The organism is Burkholderia sp. b14, from assembly GCF_900156195.1.
Classification (GTDB): domain Bacteria; phylum Pseudomonadota; class Gammaproteobacteria; order Burkholderiales; family Burkholderiaceae; genus Mycetohabitans.
Genome location: NZ_FTPJ01000002.1, coordinates 696930 through 711047, shown reverse-complemented (window position 1 = coordinate 711047; position 14118 = coordinate 696930). Strand labels below are relative to the sequence as shown.

The following is a 14118-nucleotide window of genomic DNA, read 5'->3' as shown; positions in this document are numbered from 1 at the left end:
AATTTTGCAAAATAATATTGCCAGGCCTGACGATAATTACGGCACTCCTTGCTCTTATCTGGCTTGCACTTGTCAGGTTAAATTATATGATGAATGGCGAGAAATTCGCTGCTTGTGTTGATTGTGTCGATTGTGTTGCGTGTACAGTTGTCATTTGTGCCAACAGGGTAATGGCCTGCCCGATATTGCTTTAAAAGATACATTAACCGTGAAGGCACAGTGCAGAGCGGGACAGCCGATAATTGAAAAATTTATGTTGTTTAATAAATATCCGTATAGTGTATAGAGTTCGCCTAACTGGTTCCGGTGATGATGTTGACACTAAAAGCATGATGCATAGATTGAGTTATTTAAGCTGTTTTGATTGGCTGAATGCGGGCTAAATTTTGGCGGGACCTTAACGTGAATGTTTGATAATTAAGGTTGAGTAAAAATTTTTTAAAAAGGGGTCGGTTATGGATAAAATGCTAGAAATTACAGGTGAGCCCATAAGGGCAAATGATATTGCCAGGGCGGCATATGATTTTAATATTAATGTTCGCCTTGGGCAAAAGGCATGCAAGTCTATTGTTGAATCCCGTAAATTACTTGACGACCTTCTTTTGCAGGGGAAGGTGATTTATGGTGTAAATACAAGTATGGGGGGATTTGTTAAATACCTTATCCCAGAAAAGTATGCGACGCAAACGCAAGAAAATCTTATTGCGGCAGTCGCAACAAATGTTGGTCCATATTTTGATGATGCTGTGGTTCGAGCGACGATGTTAACACGTATCAACTCGCTTGCTCGAGGAGTATCTGCAATTTCACTAGAAAATATTCAAAAATTTGTAGATTTTTTTAATAAAGGAATATGTCCTTGCGTACCTCAGAAAGGTTCTCTTGGTACGAGTGGAGATTTGGGACCACTTGCTGCTATTGCTTTGGCGCTAACTGGAAAATGGAAGGTTAGGTATCAAGGGGAAATCATGAGCGCCTCAGAGGCACTGTGTAGGGCTAATATTGAGCCGCTCAGACTTAATTATAAAGAGGGCTTGGCATTAATAAATGGAACCTCGGCCATGACTGGCTTGGCGTGCCTAATAGTAAATGATGTGGAGAATTTAATTAAATCATATGAATTAATAACATCGTTAACTTTGGAGACATTGAAAGGAAAGCGTAAGGTATTTTCACCGTTGGTGCACGAAGAAAAGCCGCATCGAGGCCAGCAAGCGTCTGCAGCAAATATCTACAACGCGCTTGCCGACAGTAATATGATAAGTAGTGAGGATGATGTATCAAAAAGTCTTCGCTCGCAACTTTGCGATAATGTGATAGATAGTGTTACTGATCAAATCGAAGATGCGTATTCTTTGCGTTGTACGCCGCAGATAATTGGACCGATTAGGGATGCTGTGGACTATGTTAAGTGTGTGGTAGAAAATGAGTTGAATTCTAGTAATGACAATCCTTTGGTGATTCCAAAGCATGGTGATGTATATCATAATGGCCATTTTCATGGTCAGTACATTTCTATGGCGATGGATCATTTATCTATCGCGTTGGTTACGTTAAGTAACTTGTCGGATCGGCGTATCGATCGATTTATGGATAAAAATAATAGCAATGGATTGCCACCATTTCTTTGTGTGAGTGATCAAGGAATCCGACTTGGGTTGATGGGAGGGCAGTTCATGAGTGCTTCCCTTGCCTCAGAAAACCGGTCTTTATGTATGCCAGTCTCTATTCAGTCATTGCCCTCGACAGCTGATTTCCAAGATATTGTGTCACTTGGTCTTGTGGCTGCTCGGCGTGCACAGGAAATATTTAATAATACCATTTATGTTATAAGCTTCGAACTTTTGTGTGCATGTCAAGCAGCTGATATTCGTGGTGCTGACAAATTGGGAACGCATACTGCCATGCTTTATAATTCGGTGCGGTCTTTTTTGCCGTTTTTTGATAAAGATGAGTCGCTTACCCCATATCTAGAAGATATTGCTATTTTTATTCGAAATGGAATGGCTCATTCTTCGAGGTGAGGTTCTTTCCCAATCAGGGCCGTTCTAAAGTGGAAATTTCTGGCTCTTCGGGGTGGGCCGAATCGGCTCGGGACTTGCACTGGCGGGCGAATTCGGCGGGCGTCATCCACTGCAGTGCCCAGTGGAGACGCGCCTCATGATAGTACTCGCGCTAGGCCTCGATTTTGCGCTTGGCGCCCTCGAGCGACAAGAACCCATGCGCGTTGAAGCATTCCTCACGCAGCGCCCGTTGAACGACTCGTTCTTCGCGTTATCAGTTGGCTTGCCGGGGCGTGAGAAATCGATCTCTATGCCTCTTTCATACGCCCACTTGGAGCACTTTAGAGATGAATTCGCTGCCATTGTACGCCTTGATAAAGCGCGGTAATGGTCGACCCGTAGCGATGCGATCCAGCGCATGGCTGCTATCCGCTCGAGTTCGACGGATACAGTTACCGACCCAAATAGGCTGCCAAACTCTTGCACAAAAGACCAAAAAGCGTTAAATAACAACCTTATCCTGTTCCACAACGTAGAGGAATTTGCACGACCGAACGTAGAAGGGTTTTAACTGGCCGTCCGGCCGGTCTCATTTCCTTCATTTCTTCATTTTTTATTAATTAAGAAATAGGAGTTAAAAATGGAAAGGAATTATAAAAAGAAGGGCTGTGCGAGTTCCCGCCGGAAGTTTCTTTCTGATATGGTCATGTTGTCCACTTCGGGTATCGTTGCTGGAGGGTGGACGCCAATTTATCAAATATCAGCCAACGCAAGTGAAACATTGGTGAATTTCCCGGTCGGGATATCAATGTATCGGCAGGCTTACGAGAACTGGAGCAGGGAAATATTTGTAGATAACGTATGGACAGCGGTGCCTAAAACCCCTGACGACATCGTTTCCATCGTGAACTGGGCGAGATCAAATGATTTTAAGATTCGCCCACGTGGATATATGCATAACTGGTCTCCATTAACAATGGACTCGGATAGCAAGGCTTCTTCAGTTGTTTTGCTTGACATGACGAAGAACTTGACCGCCGTATCAATTGACACGGCATCAAAGCCAGCTCGAGTAACTGCGCAAACAGGCGTATCGATGGGGACTTTGCTCGAAAAACTGGAAACAAAAGGCCTGGGGATGACAGCTGTGCCTGCCCCGGCGACATTACGTTGGGAGGGGCATTAGCGATTGGTGCGCATGGTACTGCTGTGCCAGCGAAAGGGGAGAAATTATTATCAGGGCATACCTATGGCTCTTTAAGCAATCTTATTCTATCGTTAAATGCGGTTGTGTATGATGAGACAAAGAAAGAGTATATATTGAGGACGTTTTCCCGTGAAGAGGCAGATATTAGTGCATTCCTTACGTATGTCGGACGAGCTTGCATTGTCGAGGTGACGATGCAAGTTGGAGAAAATCAGCGCTTACGCTGTCGGAGTCACATTAATATTTCTGCTAATGAATTATTTGCAAAACCTGGAGCATCTAAAAGGGCTATTGGATCGTTTCGAAGATCCAAGCGAACCATTGAATCGTTTCTTGATAAATCTGGTAGAATAGAAGTAATATGGTTCCCATTTACAAGCAATCCATGGCTGAAAGTCTGGAGTGTAAGGCCAAATAAGCCATTATTTTCGCGCGTTGTCAAGAAGGCGAATAATTATCCATTTTAGACTGGATTTCTATAGAATTATCTGATTTAATCAAGCGTATTGTTATTGACAACGAGGTAACTATTACCCCGGTTTTTGGCCAAAAGCAGTTGGCAATTGCAACTGCAGGCTTGGTTGCCATGCATAGCCTGGATATTTGGGGATGGTCAAAAAACTTACTACAATACATTCGACCCACTACACTGCGGGTTACTGCAAATGGCTATGCAGTCGTTACCAGCCGGGCTAACGTCCAGCGTGTCATTAGCGATTTCATCGAGAACTATCAGGAGCGCATTAATGCGTATCAGAAGCAAAATCAATACCCAATTAATGGCCCTCTCGAAATTCGGGTGTCAGGGCTGGATAACCCGAATGATGTGAGCCCGAGTAGTGTCACTGCTGCCCTATCTGTGATTAAGCCACGCTTGGATAGACCAGATTGGGATATTGCGGTTTGGTTCGACATTTTGACTTTGCCTGGAACGCCTCACGCGAATAAATTTTATCGCGAAACAGAACAGTGGATGTTTTCACATTATGCAGGCTCCTATGCGACAATGCGACCAGAATGGTCTAAGGGGTGGGCATATACAGATTCAGCAGCTTGGAAGGATTACACGACGATTAGCACAACCATCCCGAATATTTATAGGGAGGGTCAAATCAGCCAAGAGAAAGATTGGGATAAAACTATCAAGACACTCAATAAATACGATCCTAACCGTATCTTCTCATCTGCGTTGCTCGACAAGCTATTGCCTTCAGGAGTATAAGGGATGGAGTTTCTGGAAGTATAACGGGCGTGCCGCGAGGTGCGCCCCTCGAGCGCGTCCATGATCTGGCTGTTTGTGAATATCGATTCCTTTATTGCGTAGAACGTCATTAACAGAAAAATTCTACTTCTATTTCCGCTGGAGTTACGGGAGAATTACCCATCCTGCTACTCGAGTTGCCGCGCTAGTTTCCCCGCCCGCCGCAGCGCCTCGACGATTTGCACATAGGCGCGCTGCCGCGTCGGTTCATCGGGCGCCCGTAGGGCGAACGATGGGTGATAAGTTGGGGTGATAAAGTGCCCGCCGTGCTCAATCGTGTGGTCCAACAAACGCTGCAGTGTCACAGTCGGATCTTGCAGCACGGCTTTGAGCGCTATCGCGCCAAGGGCGACGACTACAGCGGGTGCAACCGTATCGAACTCACGATCGAGCCAGTAGTGGCACGCTTCGATTTCGCGCTGTGCAGGCGTTTTGTGCATACGCCGCTTACCGCGCGGCTCCCATTTGAAGTGCTTGACGGCATTCGTCACATAGACGTCGCCGCGGGCAACGCCGGCCTCCCGCAACGCGTCGTTCAGTAGTACGCCAGCCGGACCGACAAATGGCCTGCCTTGTCGATCTTCCTGGTCGCCGGGCTGTTCGCCGATCATCATGATGGGCGCATGAGCGGGCCCCTCGCCTGGCACCGGCTGCGACGCGTCGTGCCACAGCGCACAGCGCCGGCAATCGTCCAGGCTTTGCGGCTGCTGTTGCGGTTCGATTTCGATCTTCCCGTGTTCCTGCGTTATCGGTTTGCGCGTGGTCATAACGAGACTCCTGGCACATGGACTTGCACGACGCGTGCCCGCGGTTCTGGACGCGGTCCTCAGGCGTTGTACTCCAGTCGCCACATAGACGCCGTGCATTTTTCAGTAAATTGTAAAAAGCGGTCGTGTAACGGCGATGCGGTAGTGGGGTCGTATGGAGGCCGTATGCGCGAGCAGGCGGCACGTCCGTTGCTCGACGGTAAAGGCATTCGTTTACTCATATTCACGGAGGTTGTCTATGCACCACGTTCAGGAAATCATGTCTCGGGACGTCGTCCATATCAGTCCGTCCGACACGATTCGACATGCTGCCGAGTTGATGGACCAGTACGATATCGGCGTGTTGCCGGTATGCGAGAGCCGCAAGCTTACCGGCATGGTCACGGATCGCGATCTTGCGGTGCGCGCGCTGGCGGCCGGTAAGAACCCTGATAGCCCGGTGAGTGAGGTCTGTACGCCGCAGGTCGAATGGTGTGTGGAAGACGACGATTTGGATGCTGTCCAAAAGCGTATGGCCGACGCGCAACTGCGCCGCATGCCGGTGATCAATCGTCAGAAGGAGCTGGTGGGCGTGCTGTCGCTTGGAGACGTCGCCACGCGCAGCGTCGGCGCGTCGCACGACGAGGTCGCTAATACGCTGGAGGGCGTGTCGCAGACTCGACGTCATTAATATAAGAGATGGCGGCGCTTGCCCCAGCGCGAATGGGGTCCAAGTATTGAACGCCGGAGCGGCGGCTTGACCGACTGCCGCCCCGGCATTGAGACGTCGCGAGGCAGGAAAACGATCAGCTTTTGTTCGATGGCTGCGAGGACGGAGCCGCGTTATCGTCGTGGCTGCCGCGCGACTGATGATGATCATCATCAGGTACGATTTTCGTCACACCGCCTGTCGCGGGCGGGTCGCTGGCAGGAAAGCTGTCCTCGACCGACTTATCGATTGCTTCCTCTTTCTTGTCGCGCGAGATGTGTTCCTTGGTTGACATATTGGTCGTGGCTCCATAAAACAGACGATGAATGCCTTCGCAAACCGCGTGCCTGGAGGGATTGGCCAAGCGGCCGGCGCCCCTGGACACCGGCTCGGTAGGCGCCATCTTAGCGGCTAGCTGTCGTCGTTAACGGCTACTGTCACGCCTACCTTGGTGTGGTGGGCAGGCTGTTAGGACGGTTGGCTGCTTCACCACGGCGGCTCAGCGCGCTATCGTCCCGGAAATCGTAGTGAGCCGCTCATTCAGTGCGCGCTGCGCGTCGGCATCCAGGCTGCCGCCGTGCTGGCTGGCGGCGCGGGCAGCGTCCCGTTGCACGTCGTCGAGCCGGTGCTTCAGCTCGGCGCCTGCCGCAGCCGTGTAGTCGCCGCGCGTCACGCGCACATCGATCAGGCGACGCTCGTTAGCAATCCGAGCATTGACTTGCTCATACCGCTGGATACCTTCCACCACCGAGTCCGGATGGACGGATGGGGGCGGAGGCGTCTGCGCGATACAACCGCACAATAACAAACTGCCAATCAGGATCGGGACGAAGCAACGCAATGGCATGGCAACTATGAAGCGGGCTTAGTATAGATAGGCCCCGCGGTCAGTCGACGACGCAAGGGTGAGGGTATCGCATTCGCGCATGTCCCTATATTAGTTTGGCGCGCCGGCTCGCGGCGCTGGCCCGCGCAGCCTGATTCATATTCGCAGCCAATGATCTATTTGAGCGTCAAGGCGTTGCATATCAGCGCGGTCATGATGTGGGTGAGCGGGATGCTGGCGCTGGCATGGGCACCGGCGTCTAGCTACCGACAGCTGTGCGGGGAGTACGCCGCGGGTTGCATGCGCAACCGGCCCGTGTGCCCGGCCTCGACTTGAATTCGTATGCGGGCGGCTGATCTCACGTAATGCAGCGCAACGCTACTCGCGGCAATGCATGCCGGCGAGGATCTATGCGATTGCCGTGCACAACGACGCGTTGACGGATTCGTCGGCACCCACGCGCGCAGCGGTTAATAAAACCATGCGCGCCGCCGTCTGGGGTGAAGGGGGGCGGCGTTTACACGCTTTTTACGCCGCGCAGGCCACTCTTATCGGACGATTTATGGCCCTGCGGATAGCCTATCAGATGCCTTGGTGCATTAACGGAGAACATAACAATGGACCTCATCTACCTCGCCGGCATCGTCCTGTTCCTGGGACTGTGCATGGCGCTGGCGGCCGGCTGCGACAAGCTGCGCCGCACACCCGGAGGCCGCTCATGATGGCGTGGATGACATGGCTGGCCGGCATCGCGACGCTGCTGGTGCTGGGGTACCTCGTGTATGCGCTGCTGCGCGCGGAGGATTTGGGATGAACGCCAATTCGTTTTTGCAGGCGGCGCTGTTCATCATCGTGCTGATCGCGCTGGCGCTGCCGCTTGGCCGCTATATGTGCGGGGTGCTGGATGGCTCGTCGGTGCTCGTGCGCAAGCTGGGCCGCCCGCTGGAGCACGGGCTGTATCGAGTCGCGGGTGTCGATCCGCAGGCCGAGATGTCGTGGAAGCACTATGCGCTCGCGGTGCTGCTGTTCAACGCGCTGGGGGCCGTCGTGGTGTATGGCCTGCTGCGGCTGCAACACTATTTGCCGGCTAATCCGCAGGGGCTCGGCGCGATGACGCCCGATGCCGCGTTCAACACGGCGGTCAGTTTCGTGACCAATACCAACTGGCAGGATTACTCACCGGAGTCGTCGGTCAGCTACCTGACCCAGCTGACGGGCTTGGCTGTGCAGAACTTCTTGTCTGCGGCCACCGGCATTGCGGTGGTGGTCGCGCTGATCCGTGGGTTTGCGCGCCATACCGCGCGTACCATCGGCAATTTCTGGGTCGATTTGACGCGCGTCACGCTTTACATTCTCGCGCCACTGGCGATTGTCGTGTCGCTGGTGCTGGTGAGCCAAGGCGTGCTGCAGAACCTGAAGCCGTACCAGCAAGTATCGACGTTGCAGGTGACGACCTATCCGGTGCCTAAGATCGACGCACAAGGCAATCCGGTCAAGGACGCGCACGGCAATGTGATGATGCAGGACGCAAAGGTGGACAAGCAGACCTTGGCCATGGGGCCAGTCGCATCGCAGGAAGCGATCAAGATGCTGGGCACCAATGGCGGTGGCTTCTTCAACGCGAACTCGGCCCACCCATTTGAGAATCCGACGCCATTGTCCAACTTTGTGCAGATCCTGTCGATCCTGATCATCCCGGCCGGATTGTGCATCGTCTTCGGACGCATGGTGGGCGACCGCCGGCAGGGCTATGCGGTGCTTGCGGCGATGACCATCGCGTTCGCGGTGGCATGCTTTGCGGAAATCTCCGCAGAACAATCCGGCAATCCGCTGTTTGCGTCGCTGCACGTGGACCAGCAGGCGTCGGCGCGACAAGCGGGTGGCAATGCCGAAGGTAAGGAGGTGCGCTTGGGCATCGCGCAGTCCGGCATCTTCACGGTGGCGACTACGGCGGCATCGTGCGGCGCGGTGGATAACACGCACGATTCGCTCACGCCGATGGGTGGCTTTGTGCCGCTGCTGCTGATGCAACTGGGTGAAGTGATTTTCGGCGGCGTTGGCTCCGGGCTCTACGGCATGCTCGTGTTCGCGTTGCTCGCCGTATTCGTTGCGGGGTTGATGATCGGGCGCACGCCAGAGTACGTCGGCAAGAAGATTGAGTCGTTCGAAATGAAGATGGTGGCGATTGTAGTGCTGCTTACGCCGTTCCTGGTGCTGGTGGGCACGTCAATTGGGGTGCTTTCGCCGCTGGGCGTGGCCGGTATCGCCAATCCCGGGCCGCACGGCTTCTCCGAGGTGCTGTATGCATTCAGCTCAGCAGCCAACAATAATGGCAGTGCGTTCGGCGGGCTGTCGGTCAATACGCCTTTCTACAACGTGTTGTTGGCGGTCGCGATGTGGTTTGGCCGCTTCGGCACGATCGTGCCGGTGTTGGCGATTGCGGGCTCGCTGGCAAACAAGAAGCGCATTGCCGCGACGCCGGGTACGCTGCCCACGCACGGCCCGTTGTTTGTCGTGTTGCTGCTCGGCACGCTCGTGCTGGTCGGCGCGCTGACCTATGTGCCTTCGCTGGCGTTGGGGCCGATCGTCGAACAGTTGATGATGATCGCCGGCCATTGATTTCGAGGAAAGCATGACTAACGTCAATCCATCGCTTGCTCATCGTGCAGATAACCTCGGGCAGGCTCGTACCGCGGTCCATTCGATGTTCGATCCGGTGCTGCTGAAGCCCGCCATCGTCGATGCGTTCAAGAAGCTCGCGCCGCGAACCCAACTGCGCAATCCAGTGATGTTCTGTGTGTACGTGGGCAGCCTCCTGGCGACGGTGTTGTGGATCGCAGCGCTTGCCGGGCAGGCCGAGGCGCCGGCCGGTTTCATCTTGGCCATTGCGTTATGGTTGTGGTTCACGGTGCTGTTCGCCAACTTCGCCGAGGCGCTGGCGGAAGGCCGCTCGAAGGCCCAGGCCGCGTCGCTGCGCAGTGCCAAGCACAATGTGATGGCTAAGAAGCTGAACGAGCCTCACCCGAAAGCGCCGGTCCGTATCATGGCGTCCACGGATTTGCGCCGCGGTGACGTGGTGTTGGTCGAGGCGGGCGACACGATTCCGGCGGACGGCGAGGTCATCGAAGGTGTCGCGTCGGTCGACGAGTCGGCGATCACCGGTGAATCGGCGCCCGTGATCCGCGAGTCTGGCGGAGATTTCTCCTCCGTCACTGGCGGCACACGGGTGCTGTCGGACTGGATCGTGGTGCGTGTCAGCGTGAATCCCGGCGAGGCCTTCTTGGACCGGATGATCGCGATGGTCGAGGGCGCTAAGCGGCAAAAGACGCCCAATGAGATCGCGTTGACCATCCTGCTGGTTGCGTTGACGCTCGTGCTGCTGTTTGCGACCGCGACGCTGTTGCCGTTCTCGATGTTCTCGGTCTCTGCGATGAAATCGGGTCATATCGTGACGATCACGGCGCTGGTCGCGTTGCTGGTATGCCTGATTCCGACCACGATCGGTGGATTGCTGTCGGCGATCGGGGTGGCCGGCATGAGCCGGATGATGCAGGCGAACGTGATTGCGACATCCGGCCGCGCCGTCGAGGCCGCCGGCGACGTCGACGTGCTGCTGCTGGACAAGACCGGTACGATCACGCTTGGCAACCGGCAGGCGTCGGCGTTTGTGCCGGCGCCAGGCGTGTCCGAGCAGGAACTGGCCGATGCCGCACAGTTGGCGTCGCTGGCCGACGAGACGCCGGAAGGCCGCAGCATTGTGGTTCTCGCCAAGCAGCGTTTCAACATTCGCGAACGGGGCATGGCTAGCCTGCATGCGCAGTTCCTTGGTTTCACCGCTCAGACGAGGATGAGCGGCGTCGATCTGCCTGAGCGCGAGATCCGTAAGGGCGCGGCTGACGCGATCCAGCAGTATGTCAAGGCGCATGCAGGCCACTTTCCTCAGGAAGTGCGCGCGGCGGTCGATGACGTGGCGCGCCGCGGCAGTACGCCGCTGGTCGTCGCGCAGCGGCAGCCAGGCGCCGATGGCCAGGCTCGCGTGCTCGGTGTGATCGAGCTGAAGGACATCGTCAAGGGTGGGATCAAGGAGCGCTTTGCCGAGTTGCGCAAGATGGGTATCAAGACGGTGATGGTGACCGGCGATAACCGCCTCACCGCGGCAGCGATTGCCGCCGAGGCTGGCGTCGATGATTTTCTGGCCGAGGCCACGCCAGAGACCAAGCTTGCGACGATCCGCGCGCATCAAGCCGAAGGGCGGCTGGTGGCGATGACCGGCGACGGCACGAACGACGCTCCGGCGCTGGCGCAGGCCGACGTAGCGGTCGCGATGAACACCGGCACGCAGGCGGCCAAGGAAGCGGGCAACATGGTCGATCTCGATTCGAATCCGACCAAGCTGATCGAGATCGTGGAAATCGGCAAGCAAATGTTGATGACGCGCGGCTCGCTGACCACGTTCTCGATCGCCAACGATGTGGCGAAGTACTTCGCGATCATTCCGGCGGCCTTCGCGACCACCTATCCGCAGCTGCACGTGCTCGACGTGATGCGACTCACTTCGCCTTCCTCCGCCATCTTGTCGGCGGTGGTGTTCAACGCGCTGATTATCGTGTTCCTCATTCCGCTCGCGCTAAAGGGAGTCAAATACCGGCCGCTGGGTGCTGCTTCGCTGCTGCGACGCAACCTGCTGATCTATGGACTGGGTGGCATCGTGTTGCCGTTCCCGTTTATCAAGTTGATCGATATGGTGATCACCGCCCTGGGCTGGGCCTGATCCGTTCCTTGAAACCCTTGCCGGGCGGGTCGGCGTCCCTTCGTTTGCCCTTGTCCGGCCTTTTTTGGGGCGGCACGCTGCTCCACTGTGAACCAGAATCATGAACACTTTACTGCGTCCCGTGCTGGTGTTGTTCGTTGCGCTGACGGTGATCACGGGCATCGTCTATCCCGCCGCGGTCACGGCGATCGCGCAGGCTGTTTTCCCGGCGCAGGCCAACGGCAGCCTGATCGAAAAGAACGGCAAGCTGATTGGCTCGGCGCTGATTGGACAGCAGTTCGATAGAAACGACTACTTCTGGGGCCGGCTGTCGGCGACGACACCGAATCCGTACAACGCGCAAAGCTCGAGCGGATCGAACCTGGGGCCGACCCATCCCGCGCTGGCGGACGAGGTGAAGGGACGGCTTGCCGCCTTACATAAAGCCGATCCGGCCAACACGGCGCCGGTGCCAGTGGACTTGGTGACCTCGTCAGGCAGTGGCTTGGATCCAGACATCAGCCCCGCGGCGGCGGCCTATCAAGCCCCCCGCGTGGCGCGGGCACGAGGCCTTCCACAAGCGCAGGTCGACGAGTTGATTGCCCGCAATACGACCGGTCGGCAGTTCGGCTTGTTGGGTGAGCCACGGGTGAACGTGCTTAGGCTCAACCTGGCGCTAGATGAGTTTAAGCCGATGCGCTGAGGAAACGACACGGCGATAACCTGCCTCCATATAAAGTATGGCCCGTGGCACTGCGGGCTTTGCATCCATCGTGCCCGGGGGCAACGCGACCACCCCGAGGCGCAACGCGACAAATTGAAGTATTGCCCGTCCTCGCCGGACTGGGCGGTGTTTTGTGCGGCGCGCGTGGTGGGCTGCAGTAGCTTATTTCCTACGGAATTTGCATTGGCAGCACGGGCTATCACACCGTCTGACGAAAATGGCGGTTGCAAATCCATACCGTCTGGATTTAGCAACGCCGGCTCGGCTTTTATTTCTTTTTTCTACAGGCGTCGAGGTATGCTGCGGCCGCAGCGAAAATTAAATGAACTACCGTTTAGGGAAGATTAGATGAAACGACTGGTACTCTCGGCCATCTCGCTCGGCGTGCTCGCCGCTACCTCGGCAGCGCATGCCCAAAGCTCGGTGACATTGTATGGCGTTATCGATGAAAGCATGACCTTCTTGCATAACCAAGGCGGCAAGAACCAGTGGTCCACGGTTTCCGGTAACCTGCAGGGGTCGCGCTGGGGCTTGACGGGGGCGGAAGATTTGGGCGGCGGCCTAAAGGCGATCTTCCAGTTGGAAAACGGCTTTAACCCAAACGATGGCCGTCTGGGCCAAGGTGGCCGCGAATTTAGCCGTCAGGCTTATGTAGGGTTACAGAACGATGCATACGGCACGGTGACGCTGGGTCGCCAATACGTGCCGGATACGGACCTGGTACAAGGCATGACGGGCGACAACTACTTCGGCTCCGTGTTCGCAACGCCGGGTGACGTCGACAACTACGACAATAGCGTGCGCGTCAACAACTCGGTCAAGTACGCGAGCCCGGTCTGGGCCGGCTTCCAATTCGAAGGCTTGTACGCGTTCGGCAACCAGGCCGGCTCGTTCGGCGACCGCCGTGCGTGGGGCGCTGCGCTGGCGTACACAAACGGCCCGATCGGCGTGGCGGCGAGTTACCAGTACTACAATGGTGGCAAGGTCCCCAACGGCGTGCGGGACTTCTCGGGTGCCACCACGACGGCGACCAACACGACGACCGACTCGGTTTTCAACGGCCCGGTCAACGGTGCCTACACGTCGGCTGCGTCGCTCAAGATTGCCCGTGTCGCTGGTCAGTACACAATCGGCCCGGTCAATGTCGGCGCGTCGTACAGCAATGCGCAGTACACGGCGGATTCCGCTTCATCGTTCGGCCAGACGCAAAAGTACAACACCGGCAACGTGTTCGCGACCTACCAGGCCACGCCGGCGCTGCTCACGGGCATTGGCTACAGCTACACGAAGGGTTCGGGCAACTCGTCGGCTAAGTACAACCAGGTGAGCCTGGGCGCCGACTACAGCCTGTCTAAGCGCACTGACGTGTACCTGGTCGGCGCATGGCAAAAGGCCGCCGGCCAGCAGGACGGCGCGGGCGCGCAAGCCCAGGCTTCGATCGGTTCATACGGTTTTGCAGGGGCGAACGGCGGCGCGCAAGAGTACGTTGCGCTGGGCCTGCGCCACAAGTTCTAAACGGCACGCAATCTGCTTCTGCGGGGGGCCGGCGTGGCCGGTTCGACGCAGGGGGGCAACAAAAGCGCAGGCAAGCGCAGGCTTGACCTGCGTTTTTTTCATGTGCCCCCGGTTGCCGCGACCCGCGCGCGGCCGACCGCCGCTGCGTGGCCAACTGCCGCCGTCCAGATTCATGATGCCGGCGGGCAGCTTTGTGCCCATCGGATATTGGCCGGACGAGATGGCGGCGATCAATGACTCGATAACATGTTCGGTCAATGTGCAGGGTCTGGCCGACATCGGAAAGGCCAAGTATTCAACGTATCGGGTTTGCATGTTATATGAGGACTTGGGGGCTGGGGAAGCGGGCGAACATCCTTGTGCGAACGCACGATTGT

At 56.1% G+C, this 14118-nt stretch carries 12 protein-coding genes and 2 pseudogenes; 10 read left to right on the top strand and 4 right to left on the bottom strand.

What is annotated here, in order from left to right; all coding sequences use genetic code 11:
• Positions 1 to 455: 455 nt before the first annotated feature.
• Positions 456 to 2024 (top strand): phenylalanine aminomutase (D-beta-phenylalanine forming), encoded by a 1569-nt coding sequence (locus B0B13_RS04400; RefSeq protein WP_076794464.1) that lies wholly within the window; start codon positions 456 to 458, stop codon positions 2022 to 2024.
• 13 nt (positions 2025 to 2037) lie between these two features.
• On the opposite strand, the pseudogene B0B13_RS04395 reads toward B0B13_RS04400, so the two are convergent.
• Positions 2038 to 2421 (bottom strand): annotated as a pseudogene (locus tag B0B13_RS04395) (integrase core domain-containing protein); the annotation flags it as partial.
• Positions 2422 to 2643: 222 nt separating this feature from the next.
• Here B0B13_RS04395 and B0B13_RS04390 point away from each other — a divergent pair.
• A pseudogene (locus tag B0B13_RS04390) lies at positions 2644 to 4432 on the top strand (cholesterol oxidase substrate-binding domain-containing protein).
• Positions 4433 to 4599: 167 nt separating this feature from the next.
• Here B0B13_RS04390 and B0B13_RS04385 read toward each other — a convergent pair.
• Positions 4600 to 5238: a UdgX family uracil-DNA binding protein gene (locus B0B13_RS04385; RefSeq protein ID WP_076794462.1), complete on the bottom strand. Its 639-nt coding sequence runs from the start codon at positions 5236 to 5238 to the stop codon at positions 4600 to 4602.
• Between the two features lie 238 nt (positions 5239 to 5476).
• Here B0B13_RS04385 and B0B13_RS04380 point away from each other — a divergent pair, with 238 nt between their 5' ends.
• Positions 5477 to 5908 (top strand): CBS domain-containing protein, encoded by a 432-nt coding sequence (locus tag B0B13_RS04380; protein WP_076794460.1) that lies wholly within the window; start codon positions 5477 to 5479, stop codon positions 5906 to 5908.
• Positions 5909 to 6023: 115 nt separating this feature from the next.
• Here B0B13_RS04380 and B0B13_RS04375 read toward each other — a convergent pair whose 3' ends face one another.
• Complete coding sequence (locus tag B0B13_RS04375) at positions 6024 to 6221, bottom strand: hypothetical protein (RefSeq protein WP_076794455.1); 198 nt, start codon at positions 6219 to 6221, stop codon at positions 6024 to 6026.
• A 204-nt stretch (positions 6222 to 6425) separates the two neighbouring features.
• A complete protein-coding gene (locus tag B0B13_RS04370; RefSeq protein WP_076794454.1) occupies positions 6426 to 6773 on the bottom strand; it encodes a hypothetical protein in 348 nt (115 codons plus the stop codon).
• A 150-nt stretch (positions 6774 to 6923) separates the two neighbouring features.
• Here B0B13_RS04370 and B0B13_RS18290 point away from each other — a divergent pair, with 150 nt between their 5' ends.
• The 7 genes from B0B13_RS18290 to B0B13_RS04345 all read left to right on the top strand — a co-directional run bounded on the left by B0B13_RS18290 (position 6924) and on the right by B0B13_RS04345 (position 13741).
• Positions 6924 to 7088, top strand: coding sequence for a hypothetical protein (locus B0B13_RS18290; protein WP_170872361.1), 165 nt, complete (start codon positions 6924 to 6926; stop codon positions 7086 to 7088).
• 281 nt (positions 7089 to 7369) lie between these two features.
• Complete coding sequence (locus B0B13_RS18690; RefSeq protein ID WP_212667346.1) at positions 7370 to 7474, top strand: potassium ABC transporter ATPase; 105 nt, start codon at positions 7370 to 7372, stop codon at positions 7472 to 7474.
• Entirely contained in the window at positions 7474 to 7566 is a 93-nt protein-coding gene (locus tag B0B13_RS04365; protein WP_139337235.1) for a potassium-transporting ATPase subunit F, read from the top strand. The genes B0B13_RS18690 and B0B13_RS04365 overlap by 1 nt, the downstream gene beginning before the upstream one ends.
• On the top strand, positions 7563 to 9371 hold the full coding sequence (gene kdpA, locus B0B13_RS04360; protein ID WP_076794452.1) for a potassium-transporting ATPase subunit KdpA: 1809 nt from the start codon (positions 7563 to 7565) through the stop codon (positions 9369 to 9371). The genes B0B13_RS04365 and kdpA overlap by 4 nt, the downstream gene beginning before the upstream one ends.
• An 85-nt stretch (positions 9372 to 9456) precedes the next feature.
• Positions 9457 to 11523 carry a potassium-transporting ATPase subunit KdpB gene (gene kdpB / locus B0B13_RS04355; protein ID WP_076788693.1) on the top strand — a complete coding sequence of 689 codons (2067 nt, stop codon included), beginning with the start codon at positions 9457 to 9459 and terminating at the stop codon, positions 11521 to 11523.
• Positions 11524 to 11623: 100 nt separating this feature from the next.
• On the top strand, positions 11624 to 12205 hold the full coding sequence (gene kdpC / locus B0B13_RS04350; RefSeq protein ID WP_076794450.1) for a potassium-transporting ATPase subunit KdpC: 582 nt from the start codon (positions 11624 to 11626) through the stop codon (positions 12203 to 12205).
• 369 nt (positions 12206 to 12574) lie between these two features.
• On the top strand, positions 12575 to 13741 hold the full coding sequence (locus B0B13_RS04345) for a porin (protein ID WP_076794448.1): 1167 nt from the start codon (positions 12575 to 12577) through the stop codon (positions 13739 to 13741).
• Positions 13742 to 14118 lie beyond the last annotated feature (377 nt).

Coding starts and splice junctions, on each gene's coding strand:
- B0B13_RS04400 (WP_076794464.1), top strand. CDS start 456: ATGGATAAAATGCTAGAAATTACAGGTGAGCCCATAAGGGCAAATGAT.
- B0B13_RS04385 (WP_076794462.1), bottom strand. CDS start 5,238: ATGACCACGCGCAAACCGATAACGCAGGAACACGGGAAGATCGAAATC.
- B0B13_RS04380 (WP_076794460.1), top strand. CDS start 5,477: ATGCACCACGTTCAGGAAATCATGTCTCGGGACGTCGTCCATATCAGT.
- B0B13_RS04375 (WP_076794455.1), bottom strand. CDS start 6,221: ATGTCAACCAAGGAACACATCTCGCGCGACAAGAAAGAGGAAGCAATC.
- B0B13_RS04370 (WP_076794454.1), bottom strand. CDS start 6,773: ATGCCATTGCGTTGCTTCGTCCCGATCCTGATTGGCAGTTTGTTATTG.
- B0B13_RS18290 (WP_170872361.1), top strand. CDS start 6,924: ATGATCTATTTGAGCGTCAAGGCGTTGCATATCAGCGCGGTCATGATG.
- B0B13_RS18690 (WP_212667346.1), top strand. CDS start 7,370: ATGGACCTCATCTACCTCGCCGGCATCGTCCTGTTCCTGGGACTGTGC.
- B0B13_RS04365 (WP_139337235.1), top strand. CDS start 7,474: ATGGCGTGGATGACATGGCTGGCCGGCATCGCGACGCTGCTGGTGCTG.
- kdpA (WP_076794452.1), top strand. CDS start 7,563: ATGAACGCCAATTCGTTTTTGCAGGCGGCGCTGTTCATCATCGTGCTG.
- kdpB (WP_076788693.1), top strand. CDS start 9,457: ATGTTCGATCCGGTGCTGCTGAAGCCCGCCATCGTCGATGCGTTCAAG.
- kdpC (WP_076794450.1), top strand. CDS start 11,624: ATGAACACTTTACTGCGTCCCGTGCTGGTGTTGTTCGTTGCGCTGACG.
- B0B13_RS04345 (WP_076794448.1), top strand. CDS start 12,575: ATGAAACGACTGGTACTCTCGGCCATCTCGCTCGGCGTGCTCGCCGCT.